This window comes from Candidatus Omnitrophota bacterium (assembly GCA_040755155.1).
Lineage (GTDB): Bacteria > Hinthialibacterota > Hinthialibacteria > Hinthialibacterales > Hinthialibacteraceae > JBFMBP01.
Genome location: JBFMBP010000098.1, coordinates 81,462 through 99,476, shown reverse-complemented (window position 1 = coordinate 99,476; position 18,015 = coordinate 81,462). Strand labels below are relative to the sequence as shown.

Sequence of the window (18,015 nt, the reverse complement as noted above, 5' to 3'; positions counted from 1 at the left end):
GATTGTCTCCTATCCATATCGTATTGCGAACGGACTTTGCCGGATCAAAGTGGAAAAACCGTTCGAACTATCTTTCCTTGGAAAGACTCTTGCTGTCAATACAAACGGGGATTTAATAATGCAAACGAACTAGGAAAATGGCGCGATGAGAGATGCGACCTTTCAGCAATGATATAGGATACGGTATAATGAGAAGCAAAATTTTTCCTTCTTTTTTACTTTAACGATGCGCTCTTGTATTATAATAATATTATAGGAGCGGAAAGGATTGATCCGTAAAGACGCATCTACAGCATGAAAAGAAGAGAAAAAACAAAACACTATGTCTTCATAAGCCATAGCGCAACCGATACTTGGGTCGCGAAGCAGATTGCGCGTGAAATTGCCCTATGCGGAGCGGAACCGTTTTTAGATGAAACCGATATCGATATCGGAGTTGATTTTGAAGAAGATATATTGGCTTTTTTGGAGAAAACCCATGAATTAGTTGTACTTTTAACGCCTTGGGCATTAGAAAGACCCTATGTCTGGGCGGAAGTCGGAGCGATATGGTTTAGACGGAAGCCCATCATCGCTCTATTGCATGGAATCAGCGCCGGGGAATTGCAATCCAAACCAAAAGTACCCGTTTTTTTGAAAAAATGCAATTTGCTTGATTTGAACGATATCGATAAATATTTGCATCAACTGGCAAATCGAATAAAAAAGAAGAAGAATCATGAAAACGTCTAATACAATGACAAAACCGCAAGTTTTTATTTCCTATTCCTATTCCGGCTCCGATCTTCAATGGCTTCAGCAATTCGTACGCTCATTGGAAGAAAATGGCGTAAAAACATGGTTCATAGACAATGAAGTACGGCCAGGAGATTCCTTTCTGGAAGCGATGGAAAAAGGAATGCGCGACAGCGATATTTTCGTTTTTCTACTAAATGAAAAGAGCCTCAATCGTAAAAACCAAAATATATTCTTCGAATTAGGCGCCGCCATTGGCATGGGAAAAAGAATTATAGGAATTGTAACAGACGATATGGATATATCCCTCCTCCCCCAACCGTTTCGAATTCGGAAGTGTTTAACGCAAAAATCTCCAGAGGAGACAGCTATGGAAGTGGCGGCGGCAACCATTGACGAAGTTCAAGAGTAGATCGAAAACAAGATATCATCGTGTTAATTTGAACGAATCGCATCAACGAAGCATGAACCGATCATCATGCTTTTTGTTGACGGATTAGTACATAATTCATCGAAAATTTTTTCGAAAATTCTTACGCGGCGTTCTCAAACATCCCATATACTCCCCTTTATTTTTTTCTATGATGTGGACGGTCGGACCAATCCATTTAGAGGAAAGGGCAAACATGATGAGTAAAACAATCATTTTCTTCTTTTCGATCGCTGCAATTATCTTAGGAACATCGGTTTCTCAAGCGGGCATGACGTTGGCGCCGGGCATCTATTCCGCTGAAGATTTGACGGCGGCGCCTGAAGCTATAAATCTGACTTCCACCGGCACGGACGACATGGACGCCAGCACATATCGCAAATCCAAAACGGAGAGTTTCAACTTGGAAGTCTACGACTTGAAGCCCGGCGTATACTATTTTGCGAACGATTCGGCGGCGAAGACCGATCCCGCCGCCATGAAGTCCGACATCAATACGCTATCGATATCCTCGCTTATCGCCGATTCCGGCGCGGAAGGAATTCTCATCCGGGGAACGGGCGCCTATCCGGGCGAATGCGTCATTAGTTTCGGTTTATTGAACGAATACCCGGAACTGCCTATCGACGCCAACGGCGAATTCGATTACGACAAAGCGGCGGCGGAGATTGGACGCAAAATGTACGAAGGCCGCCGTTTATTCGACGTAGACGGCGTCGTCGCCGCGTTTGAAAACGTCTCCATCGGCGATCACGCCAACAATAATATGGGCGTGGTTCATACATTCGGAGGCGGGCGGACTTTTATGAAAGACGTATGGATTTACAACGTGTACGATGGAGTTTTCTTCGATGATGCGGCGGAAGGATATTTCGTCAACTGCATATTTCATCAAACCTACCAACCCTGGAACCTGATCGACGACGCCCTCGCGGCGGGATATTATACGGACGATTGGAACGCGCTCGTTCAACCCAACGGCAAGAGCGGCTCTACTTATGCGGAGGGAATAGGTTTGAGCGAAGAGGATTATCCCGATCTGGCGGGAGTCATTCTCGGCAACGACACCGCCTCCGGTTATAATATCAACCTGTTCGAAACGGAAGAAGCGAATCCCCAATATGTCTACTTGAAAAACTGTACGTTGGTCAAGCATCAAATCCGCGACTCCAACCGGTTGTGGCGGCACAACACGGGCGGAGGAGAGGGTGTTTTCGTCCTCATTGAAGATTCGATGATTCTCAGCGTCGATCTCAGCCCCAACGCCCAAGTGCGCATCGATACGGACGACGCCGATTTCTTCGGCGGCATGTTCAATACGAAAATATGGAATTACGCATCCAATAACGCTCAACTGACTGGCGTAGCGGCGCCTTTTTGGAACATCGATCCCAACGATGCGCTTTCGTTAACCGATGCGCAAGTAGACCTTGCCACTCCCGGCGGGCTTGATATCTCCGACGTAAGGGATCTTTTTCGCATCGATGGACGCCTTCTAACGACATTCGCAGCGAATGCTATCGAAACGACCTTGGCTATGGATGGCGGGCCAGTTGGATATCGTCTTCCCCAAAGCGCCCCAGCAGGTCCGTTGCCCGTTAGAACGGCGGGACAGTCGCCTGTTGGAGATTGGTGTCTCTATTAAACGGAATCTAACGTTTTACTTGAAGCCGATAGAGATAATGCGCATAAGAAAATAGGCTCATTATCCCGATTTTTCATAGGGAGCAATCCGTGCTCCTTGACCGGCGGATTCCCCTCTTATAAAATTCTCTTTTTTGTGGAGAAAAATAATCCACCTTCAACGCGCATGGTAAAACATGGGAGTTATTATGAAAACGCACATCGCCACGCCGGAAGAAATTCGATCCACTCACGCCTTTCACCTTGTCGATGCGAGTGGAATGACCTTGGGCCGATTGGCCAGCCAAGTCGCCCGTTTGTTGACCGGCAAGCATAAACCAATTTACACTCCTTTTCTCGATACGGGGGATCATGTTATCGTGATCAACGCCGAGAAAATCGTTCTGACCGGCAATAAGCTGGAAAAGAAGGAAATCATCCACCACACGATGTATCCGGGTGGATTGAAGCGCAAAACCTTCCGGCACGCCCTCGAACAAGAACCGGAAAAAGTCATTATGAGAGCGGTGGGCGGCATGGTTCCCAAATCCCGATTGGGACGGAAAATGATGAAAAAACTCCGGGTGTATCGCGGCGCGAATCATCCACATCAATCCTGCAAACCGGCTCCTTACGCGGCTAAATAAAGGAGAAAGAAGAAATAGATATGGCGGCTCAACATTTATCTTATGGAACCGGCCGGCGCAAAACTTCCGTAGCGCGGGTTTATATTAAAAGCGGAACGGGCGAAATCATCGTCAACGGCAAGAAATCCTCCGATTATTTTATGCGAAAAACACTGGAAATGGTTATCCGCCAGCCTTTCGATGTTACGGACACGAAGGGAAAATTCGACGTCTACGCCAACATCGCAGGCGGCGGGCTGAGCGGTCAGGCGGGCGCTCTTCTGCATGGAATTTCCAGAGCGCTTATTTCCCTGGATGTCAAATACCGCAATTCTTTGAAGCGGTCCGGCTTCTTGCGGCGCGATCCGCGCATGGTCGAGCGGAAAAAATACGGACGGCCCGGCGCCCGGAAGCGGTTCCAATTCTCCAAACGTTAATCCTTATGGATTTTTCTGTTTTCCTAAAACAAACAGGGGACGATCGAATGACCGTCCCCTTTTAACATTTAATACCCACTTGAATTGAGATTGTTTTTTATAAAATTCCTCTATTGGATTGAATCACGAAAACGCGAAGGAAAAAGTAGGACGCAAAAAAAGGCGAAACAAAAAAACGGTTAGCGTTAGGGATAGCGCCCCAAAAGTTTTTCTCCGAGAAATCCAAATCATTCATGATATCCGTGATTCGAAAATGAAAAAGAAATAAAACGCTCCTTCTACCCTTTAATGGGGATCCTAGGGCAAGGTTTGTTTGTAAGTTATCAAGAGATGCTGAACAATCTTATATCCCGCCGCTATGGTTGGGATTTCGATTTCAAGGGCTCTTAAGTCCTTGCGGGCTTCATCGGGAAATATGGAAATCGTCGTAGCCGGAACATAGTCAATGTCCACGATTTCAATAGGAAAACCTTCTTGCGCCAATTCCTGTTGGTACAGGCTGGCAAAGGCTGGATGTTCTACAACGGTAACGACTTCGTTGGCTCCTTGGAATCCGGGCGGAGTCATCCGGCGCAAACCCCGGCCCAAAGTCTGTTCGGGAAGGATGTTCGCTTTGGAAGAATAAGGGCGTAAGGGAACAATCGTTGTCACGTAGCGCACATCCCACCCTTCGCGCAACATGAGAACGGAAACGATGCAGTAATAGGGGCTAGCGTTGGCGTCCAATTCGCGGCTTAGTTTGCGCAATTCTTTTAGGTCATCATCGCTAATGTCTTTTTCGTTTTCCACAAACTCATAAATGACATTATCCCCTTTGCCCTTCTTCTTGATTTTTCCCTTCAAGTTCGTATGCAGGTTGATGGTTTTGCCGTTCAGTTCCGCAAACGCTTCATCGGTATTTAACCGCCGGGTAATTTGATCGGCGGCTTCCGTGTCGTTGCACATAACGAACAATAAGGCTTTTTTCTTGCTTTTTTCCCATTCCGTCTTGCTTTTCTTCCATCGTTCGTAGCCAAACCGTAAATGGCGTTCGTATTTGTACGCCGCATCATCGCTAGGTTCCTCGTCCAGTTTGTCTCCGCATTTGCCAATAATGGGAGTTTTCGTAATGCCCGCGTCTACGGCTTCCCCAAGCGGCGCATCGCATACGATATGCTTGAACAATTGCCCCTTGTTGTCCTTGGGCGTAGCGGAAAAATCCAACTGCGCTACTAATCCGCCGCCTGTTCGTGCTTTGATCGCGTCATGCAAAAACCGGATCGCTTCATTCCAAGCGGAATCCGGGTCCCAAACGTGATGGGCTTCGTCGTTCAAAACCATCACCCGTTGATGGCTGGTTATGCGGTCTCGCAAGGCTTCTCCGGTATCTAGGGCGCTTGTTTTCGATACGGCTGGCCCCATGAAAGAATAGGTTTCGCCGTCCTTCTTGGATTTCCGTTTTTCCTTATCGTAAAGATGATGAATATTCGTCAGGTAAAGAATTCCGCCGGTTGCGGCTCCGGCGGCTTCATCCTGCAAAACAACGCTCATGTTCCAATCGCCCTTCCATTCCGGCGGAATAAGCGGATCGTTGTCGAATATCTTGCCGTTTCCAAAGTCTTCTTTCAGGCGTTCGTAAACCGTAAGGTTCGGAGCAATCACCACAAAATGGCGGGCCATTTCGGAATCCGATTCCCGCATGGCGTGAAAGTAGCTCCAAACAATGGCAAGGCTCATCACTTTGGTTTTGCCCGCGCCGGTCGCTAGTTTGAAGGCGTAGCGGCTCCAGGCGTCTTCTTCTTCGGTAACGCCCAAAGCCTGAATTAATGCGTCCTCGCCGCCATATTCGCCGATGATTTGGGACAAGCATTGAATCTTCCGAACCTCTTTCAAATAAATGAGGGTTTCAACCGCTTCCCGCTGGCAAAAGTAATAACGGAATTCGAATTCATCCCCGGCGGGAGTTTTCATGCGATGAGGGCGTTCGAACCAATGATTCAATAGAATCCGCGTCGTATCGCTTACGCCTGCATAAAAGGCTTCCCGCCATTGCCGAACATCGCTGCGCAAGCGTTGAACGATGGCTATCCGAGACGGTCTGCGCCCCATAACCCTTTTCGCCGCTTCGCCCTTTTTGTCGGCGCGTTCGCGGCGGGCGTTCGGCTCTTCCCACGGTTCGAACAGAGGAGCGAGAGAATCGGGATTGACGATGGGGCTTTCTGCGGTTGTCATGAGATTGTCCACTCTTTTTAGAAATATCCGTTGACGAGCAGGCTTTTTTACGGTTATACTTTAATCAATCCGGTTAACCGGATGTGGATGGTATAAAGCCATCGGGACCCGAAAGGGTCTTTTTCATTTATTGGAACTTGCTGCTAAAGAAACGTTCTCCCAGCCTATCGAATTTCCCTGGTAAAATCGCAATAGATTCGATATTTCATTCGTTTCAAATCCTTATACTTTTGCGTCAAGCTAAATGTTTTTTTAATTTCTATTGACTTTCCCTATTTTGGAGAGTAAAAATAAAGTCTAGGCGGATATGCGCAGGATTTCTTGTAGGTCGTCCGCAGGACGGCAGCGCTCAGTACGTGGGTCCCTACAACCTGGAATCTGCATCTTTTTTTTTCCGGCTATCTAACCACTCCAAAAACGAAGCCGTCATACTTTCACCTCAACCGTGATGCTTGTATCGCAGCCGAACGTATCTACAACCTTTACACAAGCGGTATAGGTTCCCTTTTTCGGATAAACATGTTCGGCGCTGCTTACGGTTTTCAAGGAACGGTCTTTGCGCGTCCGGTAGTCCTGCCAATGGTGGTTGAAGGGCTTCCCCGGCTGTCAATCGAAATTGATCGCCCAAAAGTCGATGAAGTCGAATCCGCTTTTCATCGCCCGTTCTTTGATCGCTTCCAGTTCCTTGCTGGGAATCTCGGCCAATGATGGCATGAATTGCGTCAGTTTGATATCCACGGCGCGGCCTTTCTCCGCGTTTTTATAAACCGGCGCGGCTTCCAGAACCGCATATGAATATTTCTTAGGAAATACGGGGATTATATAAACTAGTGGAAGGTAGTAAAACATGCACTTCAAGACTACGGATCAGGAGGTTGGAGGTTCGAGTCCTATCCGGCGTGTTTTGATTTTATAGGACTTACGATGATTTAACCTCTCCTCAATTTTCTCGTTTTTGCCCAAATTATTGCTCCTCATTCTTACTGTTGCTTCCTTGATAGAGGCCGTTGAAGTGAGAGCCGTCATCCGTTCCATTTCTTTTCTCGATGTATTTGCCGTATACCCGGATCAGCATCTCCGTATTTTTATGGCCTAGCGTTTTCGCGATCCATAATGGATTCTCTCCGCTGTTCAAGGCATTCGTTGCGAAACTATGCCAGGTTTGCCGTTATCCTATCCGTCTCTTCCACCTCACGAATCCCTTGCGGCTTTTTCACTGCTGCTTCTTCTTATATGATTATGGATTGCTTATGGCGTTTGCTTTTAAGAGTATGAAAACAAACAGAGAAAGATGCGGAATATGGCTTGGAAGAAGAATTTAGTATTTTGTGCAGCGCTAATTATTTGCAGTAGTCTTGCCGGATCGATAGCATCCGCCGACGATCAACCGCAGTGGGGCGAGAAGCATTCGCGGAATATGGTTTCCAGCGAGATCCAGCTGGTTGACGATTTCGATCTCGCAACCGGCAAGAATGTTAAATGGAAGGCGCCGCTTGGCGATCAGACATGGTCTACGACGATTATCGCAAAGGGAAAGGTTTTTATTGGAACTAACAATAATCCTCCGCGAAATCAACGCCAAAAGGGCGATCGAGGCATCCTATTGTGTTTGAATGAAAAGGATGGAGCCTTTTTATGGCAGCTATCGGTTCCAAAGCTTGGGCCGGATCCTTATCTCGATTGGCCGCAAACAGGGCTAGTATCGCCGGTTACCGTCGAAGGCGATCGCGTTTATATAGTGAGCAATCGCGATGAGGTTATGTGCCTCGACATTGACGGCTTGAGCAACGGCAACGATGGACCCTATCGAGACGAGGGACGTCATATGGGACTAGGAGAAGGAAACACGATTGAAGTCTCGGCTACGGACGCCGACATCATCTGGCTCTATGACATTCCAAATCAGGCGGGGACTTATCCTCACGATGGCGCTCACGGTTCGATTCTCATCGACGGCGATTTTCTCTACGTCAACACAAGCAACGGCGTCGACAATACTCACAAAAAAATCAGAGCGCCGCAGGGGCCAAGCCTCATTGCGCTCGACAAGAAAACGGGACGGCTGTTAGCTCGGGATCAGGAAGGAATCGGCCCTAACATCTTTCATTCGACCTGGTCGTCGCCGGCGTTAGGCGAGGTGAATGGGCGAAAATTGATTTTCTTCGGCGGCGGAAACGGCGTTGTTTACGCGTTTGAGGCATTAGATTCGATGCCGCCGGAGGGAACGGTCGCAACGCTCAAGAAAGTATGGAGTTTCGATTGCGATCTTACTGCGCCGAAAGAGAATATCCACGAGTATCTCAGAAATCGAAAGGAAGGGCCAAGCAATATCAAGGGAATGCCGGTATTTTATGAAAATCGCGTCTATATAGCCGTCGGAGGCGACATCTGGTGGGGGAAGAATAAAGCATGGTTGAAGTGCATCGACGCGACAAAGCGTGGAGATATTACTTCATCGGGATTGATCTGGTCGGTGGATTTGCGCCAACATTGTTGTACTACTCCCGCAATCGCCAATGGATTGGTTTTCATTGCGGATTGCGACGGCGTTGTGCATTGCTTAGATGCGAAAACAGGGGAAACTTATTGGACGCATGAGACGAGAGAGGAGATATGGGCGTCTCCGATGGTTGCCGACGGAAAGGTTTATATCGGGACCCGGCAGAGAAATTTCCTTGAGTTAACGGCGAATCGCGAGAAAAAAGTAATTAGTGAGATTCGGTTGGATAGCCCCATTGCAGGAACAGCGACGCCAGCGAATGGCGCTTTGTATGTAGCAACGATGAAAACGCTTTATGCGCTCCAAAAGCAATCTGATGGAAAATGAAAGATCCATTCGATGGCTTGGGCGCAGAATTGGAAACCTGCGGATCGCGCGTTTTAATTTTTCATCTTGCACGTAACATGCGTTAAGAATATGGACTTTAATAATTTAAGCGAGGATAGGAGAAGAATTATGTTATGGAAGAAAATTGAGAGTAAACAAGTTCTTTTTTTATGGGCGTCTTTTTGTTCGTTTTTTTTAATACTTCCGTCGGGTTTTTGCGATTCCCAATGGGATTGGCCTCAATTTCATGGATCGCATAGGGATCGCATATCGAATGAAAGCGATTGGCTGTCGAAGTGGAGCGGCAAAGAGCCGGAAATAAAATGGACGAAATCGGCAGGAATAGGTTTCTCGTCTTTTTCCGTCAAGAACGGCCGCGTATTTACGATGGGAAATGAAAAAGATCGGGACGCGGTATGGTGTTTCGACGCCGAAACTGGCCAGGAGATATGGCGATATTCCTACGATTGCGAGTTGTTCCCCAACATGCATGAAGGAGGGCCGGGCTGTACGCCAACCGTCGATGAAGAGTCCGTTTATACTATCAGCAAGGACGGACAACTTTACTGCCTGGACGTAAAATCGGGAAAAGAGAGATGGAAGAAAAACATCCAAAAAGAATACAATACTACCATGCCAACCTGGCGATTCGCCGTTTCTCCTCTGTTGGATGGAGACCGAATTATTATAGACGTTGGTCCGACGGTCGCTTTGAATAAAAAAACAGGAGATGCGGTTTGGATTACGGAAAACTATGAATCGGCCTACTCCTCTCCCATATCCTTCTCGATGAACGGCGTTCAATACGTGGCTGTTCTTCCTAAATACGGCCTGGTTATCCTCGATCTGAAAACGGGGAAAGAGTTTGGAAAGTTCCCTTGGGAAACTAGTTATGGCATTAATGCCGCCACCCCGCTGATATTTGAAAACAAAGTATTCATATCATCGGGATATAGCAAAGGCGGTTCTCTATTGGAAATCGCGCCTAGCGGCGAAATGAAGGAAATCTGGCATAACCGTCTTTTGCGAAACCATATGAACGCCTGCGTCCTGTGGAAAGGCTTTTTGTATGGATTCGACGAATCCACCCTTAAATGCGTCGATGTTAAAACCGGCAAAGACGTTTGGATGGATCGCAGCCTTGGCAAAGGTTCGCTCATGCTAGCGGACGGCAAATTGATCGTCCTTGGCGAAACCGGCGAGTTAGCCGTCGCCGAAGCCAGCGAAAAAGGATTTGCTCCGACAGGGCGAAAAAAAGTATTATCGGGACGGTGTTGGACTATTCCCGTCTTATCGAATGGCAAGATATTTTGCAGGAATGCAGCTGGCGACGTCGTCTGCCTGGATGTGAAAAAGAAATCTTAGTTCGATAGACGCTACGTTTGTAGATTATCGTATTCGAGCGTTGTTTATAAAAATCGGATTAGGTATGACGCGCTCGAGCAACTTATGGAACCATTCATACGACGCTGTTGCCAAAAGCCTCAGTAAGGAGGCTAACTATGAATACAGAGAGATCGTTATTTCCATGCGCAAATTGATTTCGATGCGACTTGTTATGAATAGAATTCATTGGTATCTAGGCGCAGCGCTGGTAATGGCGTTTTTGTGCAATGCCGGTTTCTCGTCGAACGAAGCGAGCTCGTCGAATCAGGATTGGCCTATGTATCGAGGCGGCCAGCAGCAGCTTGGAGTTTGCAACGGAACGCTCCCTGCTGAATTGGAACTTGCCTGGAAATTCAAAACCGACGGCCCGATCGCGTCCTCAGCGGCCGTCTCGGATGGAACCGCCTATATCGGTTCTGGAGATGGGAAAATTTATGCCCTTAATATCAACAATGGCGAGAAAATCTGGTCGTTTCAAACAGACGGCCCGGTGGAAGCGTCTCCCATGATTCTTAACGACTCGATTTATGCCGGTTCGACGGACGGCTTCTTTTACTCCATCGATAAAAAAAATGGCGCCATGAACTGGAAATTCGAAACCATCGACAAAATCGTTGGTTCTGCCAATTGGGCGAAGATGGCTACCGATGAGAATCCGCTCATTCTTGCCGGCAGTTATGATGGGAGGCTTTATGCGCTCGACGCCGTCTCGGGAAAAGAACGATGGCGCTACGAATCGGGAAGTTATATCAATGGCTCGCCAGCCGTTTATGACGATTGGGCTATTGTGGGCGGATGCGACGCCTGCATTCATTGCGTTTCCTTGACGGATGGAAAACCCGCTTCGGTTTTTGACACAGGCGCCTATATCGCGGCTTCCATTGCTTTCGATGGACGACGGGCGTATGTCGGCCACTATGGAAGCAAATTTATTTGCGTCGATGTTTTGAAGCGCGAAATCGCATGGGAATACATGGATCGGGAATTCCCCTATTTTTCCTCCGCAGCGGTTTCCAACGATTTTGTCGTCTTTGGCTGTAGAGACAAGCGGGTTCATTGCGCTAATCGGAAAACAGGAGAGCGAATATGGATATTTCCTACAAAAGGTCAAGTCGATTCGTCTCCAGTGATTTGCGGGGGGGACGTATTCGTCGGTTCAGAGGATGGCCGCTTCTATCGTTTGCGGTTATCGGACGGCGAAATGACATGGTCTTATGAAATCGGCTCGGCGATTATCGGTTCGCCAGCGATTGCGTCTCATAAAATCATCGTCGGGGCGGACGATGGTTTTGTGTACGCCTTCGGAAAATAATACGATATGCTCTTAGGTTTGATGCGCGAGCTGCGGAAAGGCTAGGAGGGTGAGCCTCCTGGCGAACCATTGCATCTATATGGCTCGGCGGGAGCCTCGCCCCAATGTCATTAAGTTAAGACATAACGTGACGAAATTCCATTCCCTCGCCCTCTGGGAGAGGGTTAGGGTGAGGGATTTTAAATTCAACAAATTCATGCTATTAGATTTGTTGATATTTTCGATTAAGGAATTAGTCTATCCTTAACTTAACGACATTGAGCCTCGCCCTCCCCTCAATGATGTTGGCATATACCTCAAATCAAATGGCAAACGGTATAAATGCCATTGAGGACTACTCGGAACGAAGCGCTTTTAACAGATTTTCGCTCAATGCAAGAACCGTGGAAAAATAAACGGATGCAAAGCCGCTTGCCGCAATAAAGATCAGAGTTAGGAGCAGCGAGGCAAAGGGAAATGAGGAGGATTGCAGTCGCAGCGAGGGCAGCGCCGCAATCAAACCGGCTAACAGCCCGCAACCCAGCCCAAGGGCGACGAGAACGGCGTGCTCGGAAACGATGGCGCGGCGAATCGAAGCCGGAGTAAATCCCACTGCGCGCATAAGGGCGAATTCGTATTGGCGTTCGAGGATATTGCGCGATACGACAACTCCGATGCCCGCGCATCCAAGAACCAAACCCAGGCCGCCTAGAAATTGGAAGATGGCTAAATAAGTATTTTCCACTTCCAAGAACGCCGCCAGCCTTTCGGAAGCGGGCGTCATTTCCAACCCGATATTCTGAAGGGCATTCATCAGCTCGCCGCGAACCTTGGAACGCTCGCCAGCGGGAATATCCATCAAAGCCAACCGATACCCTCCAGAGGAAGGATAACGCTGGAGAAAATGTTTTTCGGAAATCAGCACGCTTCCCTGAAAGATGGAATCGGACAGGAATCCAACGACGCGAATATCGAACGCTTCGCCTCTCTCGTCCGTATAGGTCAGCTTATCTCCAATCGATTTTCCCAACGCCCACATCGCCGTCGATTGGTCGATGACGGCGGGAATCGAACCGTCCTCCTCGCTTTCATCTAAAAGGCGCCAAGCTTTTTCCGGCGCCGTTTCTCCATTGATGATTTTCACGAATCGAAACGCTCCCAGCGAGGCGAAGCTTTCGGCGTTTACGCCAATCAGTTTGGGATTCTGGGCGCGATTGAGATTCAAGCAACTGGCGTCGTCTCCTTCGCGAAGTCGTAAAGGATATACGGCGAGGTCGGGCGCGTCCGAACGGGACAGACCGAATTCGTTGCAACCCTTTTCGGTATTGAGATCGTAAAGAATGGGAATCGTGGTTTCGCAATAATAGGCGAATCCGCCCGTTCCCGAGGAGCGCGAATCGGCGTCGGTCGACGCATCGCGCCGGTTGGCGCCTACCGCGATGATAATAAAACATCCGCTGGCCAATACTCCGATGACAGCTAGGCTGCGTCCCCGCCGCCTACCGATGTTTTTCTTTCTAAGGCTGGCTAAGGAAAAATACCTTTGATTGGCGGCCTGCGGCGTTCTAGCGAGATAGGCGTGACAGGCTCCCAGTCCGCCTATGAGCAGCAATGCTCCAATCCCGAAAAACTGTCCGGCGGAGGCAGCAGCGTCGTTTGGAGATACGAAAAATAATAGCGCGAGCGCCACGGCGAATGATGCGGCCGCAAGCCATACTCCCCAGCGGCTCTTTTTTACCGCCAGGGCGCTTTCCTCTCCGCGGACGGAGAGAAGGGCGCGAACCGGCGCTTGGGATTGCCTGCGAACCGCAAAGCCGATGGCGGCGGAAGATACCACCATTCCAATTATGAATCCTTTGAGGATGGTTATCGGCGAGTAGGTCATTACAAATTGGATGCCAGCGACGGCGCCGCTCCAAACCGTCGATAGCGCCCAGACCGCGCAGCGCGAATAAAGCAGCGCTGCGATGATTCCCAACGCGCATCCGACTGCAGAAAGGATGATTCCTTCGCCAAGTAGCAGTCTCCGAATTCGTTTTCGATTAAAACCGATTGCGAACAGAATGCCCATCTGACGAGCGCGCCGCTCGGTGGACAGAAAAAACAAGAGCGCGGCGAGCGTTACAGCCGCCGCAATCAGAAAAAAACTCAAACTGACAAACAAGGGGGCAAAATTCATGGCTTGGTCGACAGCTCTCAAGGCGATCTCGCGAACCGGCTGGAATTGCAGGCCAATAGCATCGGGCGACAGATAGCGGGAGAGATTCGCTTCGATTTGCGAAAGGCTGCTGGATTCGTCTTGGAAGCGGATGGCGGTTAATTCTCCAAACCGATTGCCCCATATCTCTTGGCCAGTTTTCAGCGAGATAAAAGCCTTGGGCGTTCCTCTATACGCGTTCCAATACTCTTCGTCTTTATCGCGTATTTTTTTTAGATCGATCAAGAAGCCGGGATCCCATTCGCGGCAATGTTCGCTTGTAGAGATTCCCGGGAAATCGGGCATGAGGGATGGATCGCAGAGCGGATGCGACATGGGAACGATAGCGTGAACGATGAAAGCGCGCTTTCTTTCGATGAGTTGTCGCATGGGGCCAAGAACGTTGTACGTCAGCGTCAGCTCGTCGCCTATGCGCGCATTGATATCGTTCGCCAGCCATTCGTTGATGACGATTTTGTCGCCGGGAAGATTCTGCAATTCAGGATAGGCAGCCTCTTTTCCGTTGCTTTCTTCGATGGCCGCAACCATAGAGTAAGGAGCGCTTCGCTCGCCTACGCGAAATTCGTTGACGAAATAGGTAAGGACTCTCGCCCAGGGGCGCATTTTCGTATTTTGTTCGATGCCTTCACTGACGCCGCGCAAAACGTTCGGCTCCAGAAAAATCCGATCCGTATGAATTTCGTAGGTTCCCTTCCGGGAAAGCGGTTGGCATTCGAGCTGGACGTCTTCCAAACTCCATTGACTTTGCAGCGCGGCGTTCAGAGAATTCGCCGTTATCTCTGTATTTTCATTTTTACCGCCTGCCAACAACATGTTTATCTGGCTATGCTTGCCGGTTTTATCCTGCAGAAATTTCAATGGGACGAACGCATTGCTGGGCGGCGTCTGATTGGCGTTCAAATCAAAACGTCCCATTTGTTCGTCGCCGAGGATTTCAGCGATGGGCAGACGGCAGGCGAGGGAAGAATCATCGACGGTCGTCAGCGGGATTTCTCTCGAAATAGAGGATGGATTTTCGATGCGAAGGATGATTTCATCATTCTCTCGAACGCCTAGACGTTGAGCGAGCGTTCGATTAATCCAAACGGACTCCTGCTTTTCGTCAAAAGCGGAAACGCCGTTTCGGCCAAAATTCCAGAAACGCCGATCGACGCCGTATACATTGACGTTATTGGCGCTAAGCGAACCGTCTCCTTTGCGGGCGATGGCTTTCAACTGAAAGACCGGAGCTGCCTGGATCGACGGGGAATCGTTAAACTCGTCCGCTAGCGCATCGCGAAACTGCCGTGAAGGATGCGACATGGCGAACCGGACGTTTCCCAGACGTTTCAACGCCGTCGAACGGAGCGTATGATCGACGCTATCTCCCACGATCAAAGCGCCGGTTAACGCCATGGCGGCAAACATCGTCCCCAGCGCTACGCTGATGTTCGTTTTCCAATAATACAGCAGGCTGTTAACGACTAAACGAAATCGATTCACGTCGATATTCCATACTGGCTCAATTCGCCGTTTTTCAACTCATACGTCCTGTCCATGTCTTTAACCAAAGCCAGCGCGTGGGTGACGATAATGGACGTCAATCCATTTTCCCGGTTGATTTCGATCAACAGTTGCATGAGCTTCCCGGCGTTTTCGCGGTCCAACGCTCCCGTCGGTTCGTCCGCCAACAGCAGAAGCGGTTGATTGACAAGCGAACGCACGTAGGCGACGCGCTGCCGTTCGCCTCCCGATAGTTGGGCGGGACGATGATTCAGGCGTTCGGCTAGACCTACGCGTTCCAATAATTCGTTCGCGCGTTGAATCGATTCTTCCGGGGCGGAAGCGTGAAAGGCTAATGCGGGCAAAAGGACGTTTTCCAAGATAGTGCATTGAGGAAGCAAGTGATGATCTTGAAAAATGAATCCAATTTTTCGATTCCTAAAACAGGCGAGTTGTTCCTCGTTAAGATTGGAAATATCTTCTTCCTCTACAAGAATGGCGCCGGAGGTAGGATGGTCCAATGCGCCCAGTAGATTCAATAGCGTGCTTTTGCCCGAACCGGAAGGACCGACGATCCCGACCGTTTCTCCCCGATTCACTTCCAAATTAATATTCTTCAAGACAGAGAGAGGGACGCCGCCTGCTACTCCTTCGTATTCCTTGCTAGCGGAAACCATCCTCACGATAGGATGCGACTGGATCATAACGGCCTCTCTTCGGCGCACGGCGTAAACGTTGAGTATCCAGCGGTCGATTGGTTCAGAATCGCCGGACTCGATTCACTCCTACGGTTTTGAGCGGGGTAGGTTTTCAATGATCTTAAGAATTTCCCGCGCCATGCGATCGACGTTAAAATGATCGCGCACGGCTTTTTTTCCAAGACGGCCCATCTCCCTCGCTTTGCCTGGATTCAGCAGAATCTCCGCTAAAGCGGATTCGTAAGCGCCCGATTCGTTGGGATCGTAAAGGACGCCCCCCCCGGACGTTTCTACGATTTCGGTAAATCCGCCATGCTGGGGTTGAACTACTGGAACTCCCGCCGCCATCGCTTCGATCGCATAAAGACCGAAAGCTTCTCCATACGTCGCCGGAACGGAAAGAACGGAAAGTGTATTCAAAAACTCGATTTTTTCTTCTCGGGCGATGTTCGGATGAAACGATGCGTCCGGCAGGACGCCTGCTTTGTCCAATAGTTTTTTCATTTCTTTAACGAACGGTTTATCGCCGCTTGTCATTACGCCTGCTATTTTTAAGCGCAAAGAATGAAATTCCGGATGCTTCTTGAGATGAATAAAAACTTCAATCAGCCGATCCAAGCCCTTTGCCGCGCACAGACGCGCCAGAAATCCTATCGTGGGAGTTTTTATTTCTTCGGCTCGCTCCCTATAACCATCCAGAGATATTCCATTCTGCACGACCGCGCATTTCTCGGCAGGAATGTTTAGCCTTTGCTTCATTACGCCATTGTAATAAAAACTAACGGGAATGAACATGTCCACATATTTCACCTTCGATTCCAGCTGACGCCACGCCGCCGTGCGATAAGGCTCGGTAAGCGCATCGAGAAAACCGTCTTCTCCTTGCAGTGTACATAGCAGCGGCAGTCCTAAAACCTGCGAAATCGATTTGCTCAATCCCAACAATAACGCGTTCGATAAAATGACGGCGTCAGGTTTTTCTTCTTGCTTCAACCATTCGATAAAACGGCGCAACTCTTTAACCTGCCGACCCTCTTCGCCCGCCAGCATGGAAAGGGTCATCTCTCCTAATTCCGAAGCTTTGGTCATTCCCGCCTGACGGGACGACAACTGAAGCAGCCAGCGAGAATCGAAAATCCGGTCGAACCATCGGGGAGTTTTTTGAAAAAAATCGGCTTTTTGTTGAAGAAAAACGTTGACGCCGCCGAAAAAAATGCGATCTCCGCTATCGGAAATGGATTCGTCCGAGCAGAGAGGAAGATATAAGGGTTGCAGGACGGCTTCGTGATCCAATCGCCGCAATGCCCGAACCAACGCCGTATCTCGGATGCAGCTTCCGCAATAAAAATTGCCCGTGCCGGGAACGATTTTGATAATTTTCACGCTGGCTTATCCTATTGAATGGATCAGGGACTGAGCGGCGTTCTATCGCCCCCAACGATGGTGATGTCGCCATCGGAAACGACGCCGTTGCTCATGTCGTACATGATCGGGTAGCCGACAAAGGCGTTGAATATTTTATTCGGCCCAAGCGAACTCAATCCAAAATTATTAGGCTTGCCGGAGTTGGCGCTCTGTCTTTGATCTCCGGCGTAGCTTCCGTAGGTCGAATAAATATACGTGTAGGGAGGATTGCCGGGAAACAGCAGTTGAATGCCCGTTTCGGGCGGGAATTCGATATAGCTCGCGTGAAATGGATCGGAGGGAAGATTCGACATAAAAGAGATGGGCGTCGTCAATACTTTGAGCCGCGCTCTCGTATCGAAATCGGCGGGATTGAAATTGAGAAAATCGTCTCCATCGGGAGGATAAGAATTGTATTGAATCCGGTACGTTTCGAGCGCCGTCGAAATCGAACGCATATCCGCCCGCGCCCGGGCGACTTTGGCTCGTACTTGAGCGTTTAGAAAATTGGGAACCGCAATCGCCGCCAAAATCCCAATGATCGCAACGACAATCAATAGTTCGATGAGCGTAAAAGCAAAAATCGTTGATGGTTTTTGGATTGTCAAGGCAAGTATGCTCCTATTCTTCATAACGATTTCTATCCC

Annotated in this window: 16 protein-coding genes; 8 read left to right on the top strand and 8 right to left on the bottom strand. The window is 49.1% G+C overall.

Annotation, left to right across the window (positions count from 1 at the left end; all coding sequences use genetic code 11):
- The first annotated feature begins 294 nt into the window (after positions 1-294).
- The 5 genes from AB1656_14975 to rpsI all read left to right on the top strand — a co-directional run bounded on the left by AB1656_14975 (position 295) and on the right by rpsI (position 3,851).
- Positions 295-732, top strand: coding sequence for a toll/interleukin-1 receptor domain-containing protein (locus AB1656_14975; GenBank protein ID MEW6236685.1), 438 nt, complete (start codon positions 295-297; stop codon positions 730-732).
- Complete coding sequence (locus AB1656_14970; protein ID MEW6236684.1) at positions 719-1,147, top strand: toll/interleukin-1 receptor domain-containing protein; 429 nt, start codon at positions 719-721, stop codon at positions 1,145-1,147. The genes AB1656_14975 and AB1656_14970 overlap by 14 nt, the downstream gene beginning before the upstream one ends.
- A gap of 214 nt (positions 1,148-1,361) precedes the next feature.
- Entirely contained in the window at positions 1,362-2,810 is a 1,449-nt protein-coding gene (locus AB1656_14965; GenBank protein ID MEW6236683.1) for a hypothetical protein, read from the top strand.
- Positions 2,811-2,997: 187 nt separating this feature from the next.
- A complete protein-coding gene (gene rplM, locus AB1656_14960) occupies positions 2,998-3,435 on the top strand; it encodes a 50S ribosomal protein L13 (GenBank protein MEW6236682.1) in 438 nt (145 codons plus the stop codon).
- A 20-nt stretch (positions 3,436-3,455) separates the two neighbouring features.
- On the top strand, positions 3,456-3,851 hold the full coding sequence (rpsI, locus tag AB1656_14955) for a 30S ribosomal protein S9 (GenBank protein MEW6236681.1): 396 nt from the start codon (positions 3,456-3,458) through the stop codon (positions 3,849-3,851).
- A gap of 297 nt (positions 3,852-4,148) precedes the next feature.
- Here the strand turns inward: rpsI and AB1656_14950 are convergent, their stop codons facing one another.
- The 4 genes from AB1656_14950 to AB1656_14935 all read right to left on the bottom strand — a co-directional run bounded on the left by AB1656_14950 (position 4,149) and on the right by AB1656_14935 (position 7,197).
- Positions 4,149-6,062, bottom strand: a complete 1,914-nt coding sequence (locus tag AB1656_14950; GenBank protein ID MEW6236680.1) for a DEAD/DEAH box helicase family protein — start codon at positions 6,060-6,062, stop codon at positions 4,149-4,151.
- Positions 6,063-6,488: 426 nt separating this feature from the next.
- Complete coding sequence (locus tag AB1656_14945) at positions 6,489-6,608, bottom strand: PKD domain-containing protein (protein ID MEW6236679.1); 120 nt, start codon at positions 6,606-6,608, stop codon at positions 6,489-6,491.
- A gap of 60 nt (positions 6,609-6,668) precedes the next feature.
- The gene (locus AB1656_14940; GenBank protein MEW6236678.1) at positions 6,669-6,911 is read right to left on the bottom strand and encodes a hypothetical protein; all 243 of its coding nucleotides are present in this window, start codon (positions 6,909-6,911) and stop codon (positions 6,669-6,671) included.
- A gap of 115 nt (positions 6,912-7,026) precedes the next feature.
- Positions 7,027-7,197, bottom strand: a complete 171-nt coding sequence (locus AB1656_14935) for a hypothetical protein (GenBank protein MEW6236677.1) — start codon at positions 7,195-7,197, stop codon at positions 7,027-7,029.
- A gap of 165 nt (positions 7,198-7,362) precedes the next feature.
- Between AB1656_14935 and AB1656_14930 the strand changes: the two genes are divergently transcribed.
- The 3 genes from AB1656_14930 to AB1656_14920 all read left to right on the top strand — a co-directional run bounded on the left by AB1656_14930 (position 7,363) and on the right by AB1656_14920 (position 11,587).
- Complete coding sequence (locus tag AB1656_14930) at positions 7,363-8,889, top strand: PQQ-binding-like beta-propeller repeat protein (protein MEW6236676.1); 1,527 nt, start codon at positions 7,363-7,365, stop codon at positions 8,887-8,889.
- 129 nt (positions 8,890-9,018) lie between these two features.
- Positions 9,019-10,254 (top strand): PQQ-binding-like beta-propeller repeat protein, encoded by a 1,236-nt coding sequence (locus AB1656_14925; protein MEW6236675.1) that lies wholly within the window; start codon positions 9,019-9,021, stop codon positions 10,252-10,254.
- Positions 10,255-10,447: 193 nt separating this feature from the next.
- Entirely contained in the window at positions 10,448-11,587 is a 1,140-nt protein-coding gene (locus AB1656_14920; GenBank protein MEW6236674.1) for a PQQ-binding-like beta-propeller repeat protein, read from the top strand.
- A 334-nt stretch (positions 11,588-11,921) separates the two neighbouring features.
- Here AB1656_14920 and AB1656_14915 read toward each other — a convergent pair whose 3' ends face one another.
- From AB1656_14915 to AB1656_14900, 4 genes are all read right to left on the bottom strand, one after another.
- Positions 11,922-15,266, bottom strand: a complete 3,345-nt coding sequence (locus AB1656_14915; GenBank protein ID MEW6236673.1) for an ABC transporter permease — start codon at positions 15,264-15,266, stop codon at positions 11,922-11,924.
- Positions 15,263-15,970, bottom strand: a complete 708-nt coding sequence (locus AB1656_14910) for an ABC transporter ATP-binding protein (GenBank protein MEW6236672.1) — start codon at positions 15,968-15,970, stop codon at positions 15,263-15,265. The genes AB1656_14915 and AB1656_14910 overlap by 4 nt, the downstream gene beginning before the upstream one ends.
- A gap of 81 nt (positions 15,971-16,051) precedes the next feature.
- Positions 16,052-17,347 carry a glycosyltransferase family 4 protein gene (locus tag AB1656_14905; GenBank protein MEW6236671.1) on the bottom strand — a complete coding sequence of 432 codons (1,296 nt, stop codon included), beginning with the start codon at positions 17,345-17,347 and terminating at the stop codon, positions 16,052-16,054.
- Positions 17,348-17,370: 23 nt separating this feature from the next.
- Entirely contained in the window at positions 17,371-17,976 is a 606-nt protein-coding gene (locus tag AB1656_14900) for a type II secretion system protein GspG (GenBank protein MEW6236670.1), read from the bottom strand.
- Positions 17,977-18,015 lie beyond the last annotated feature (39 nt).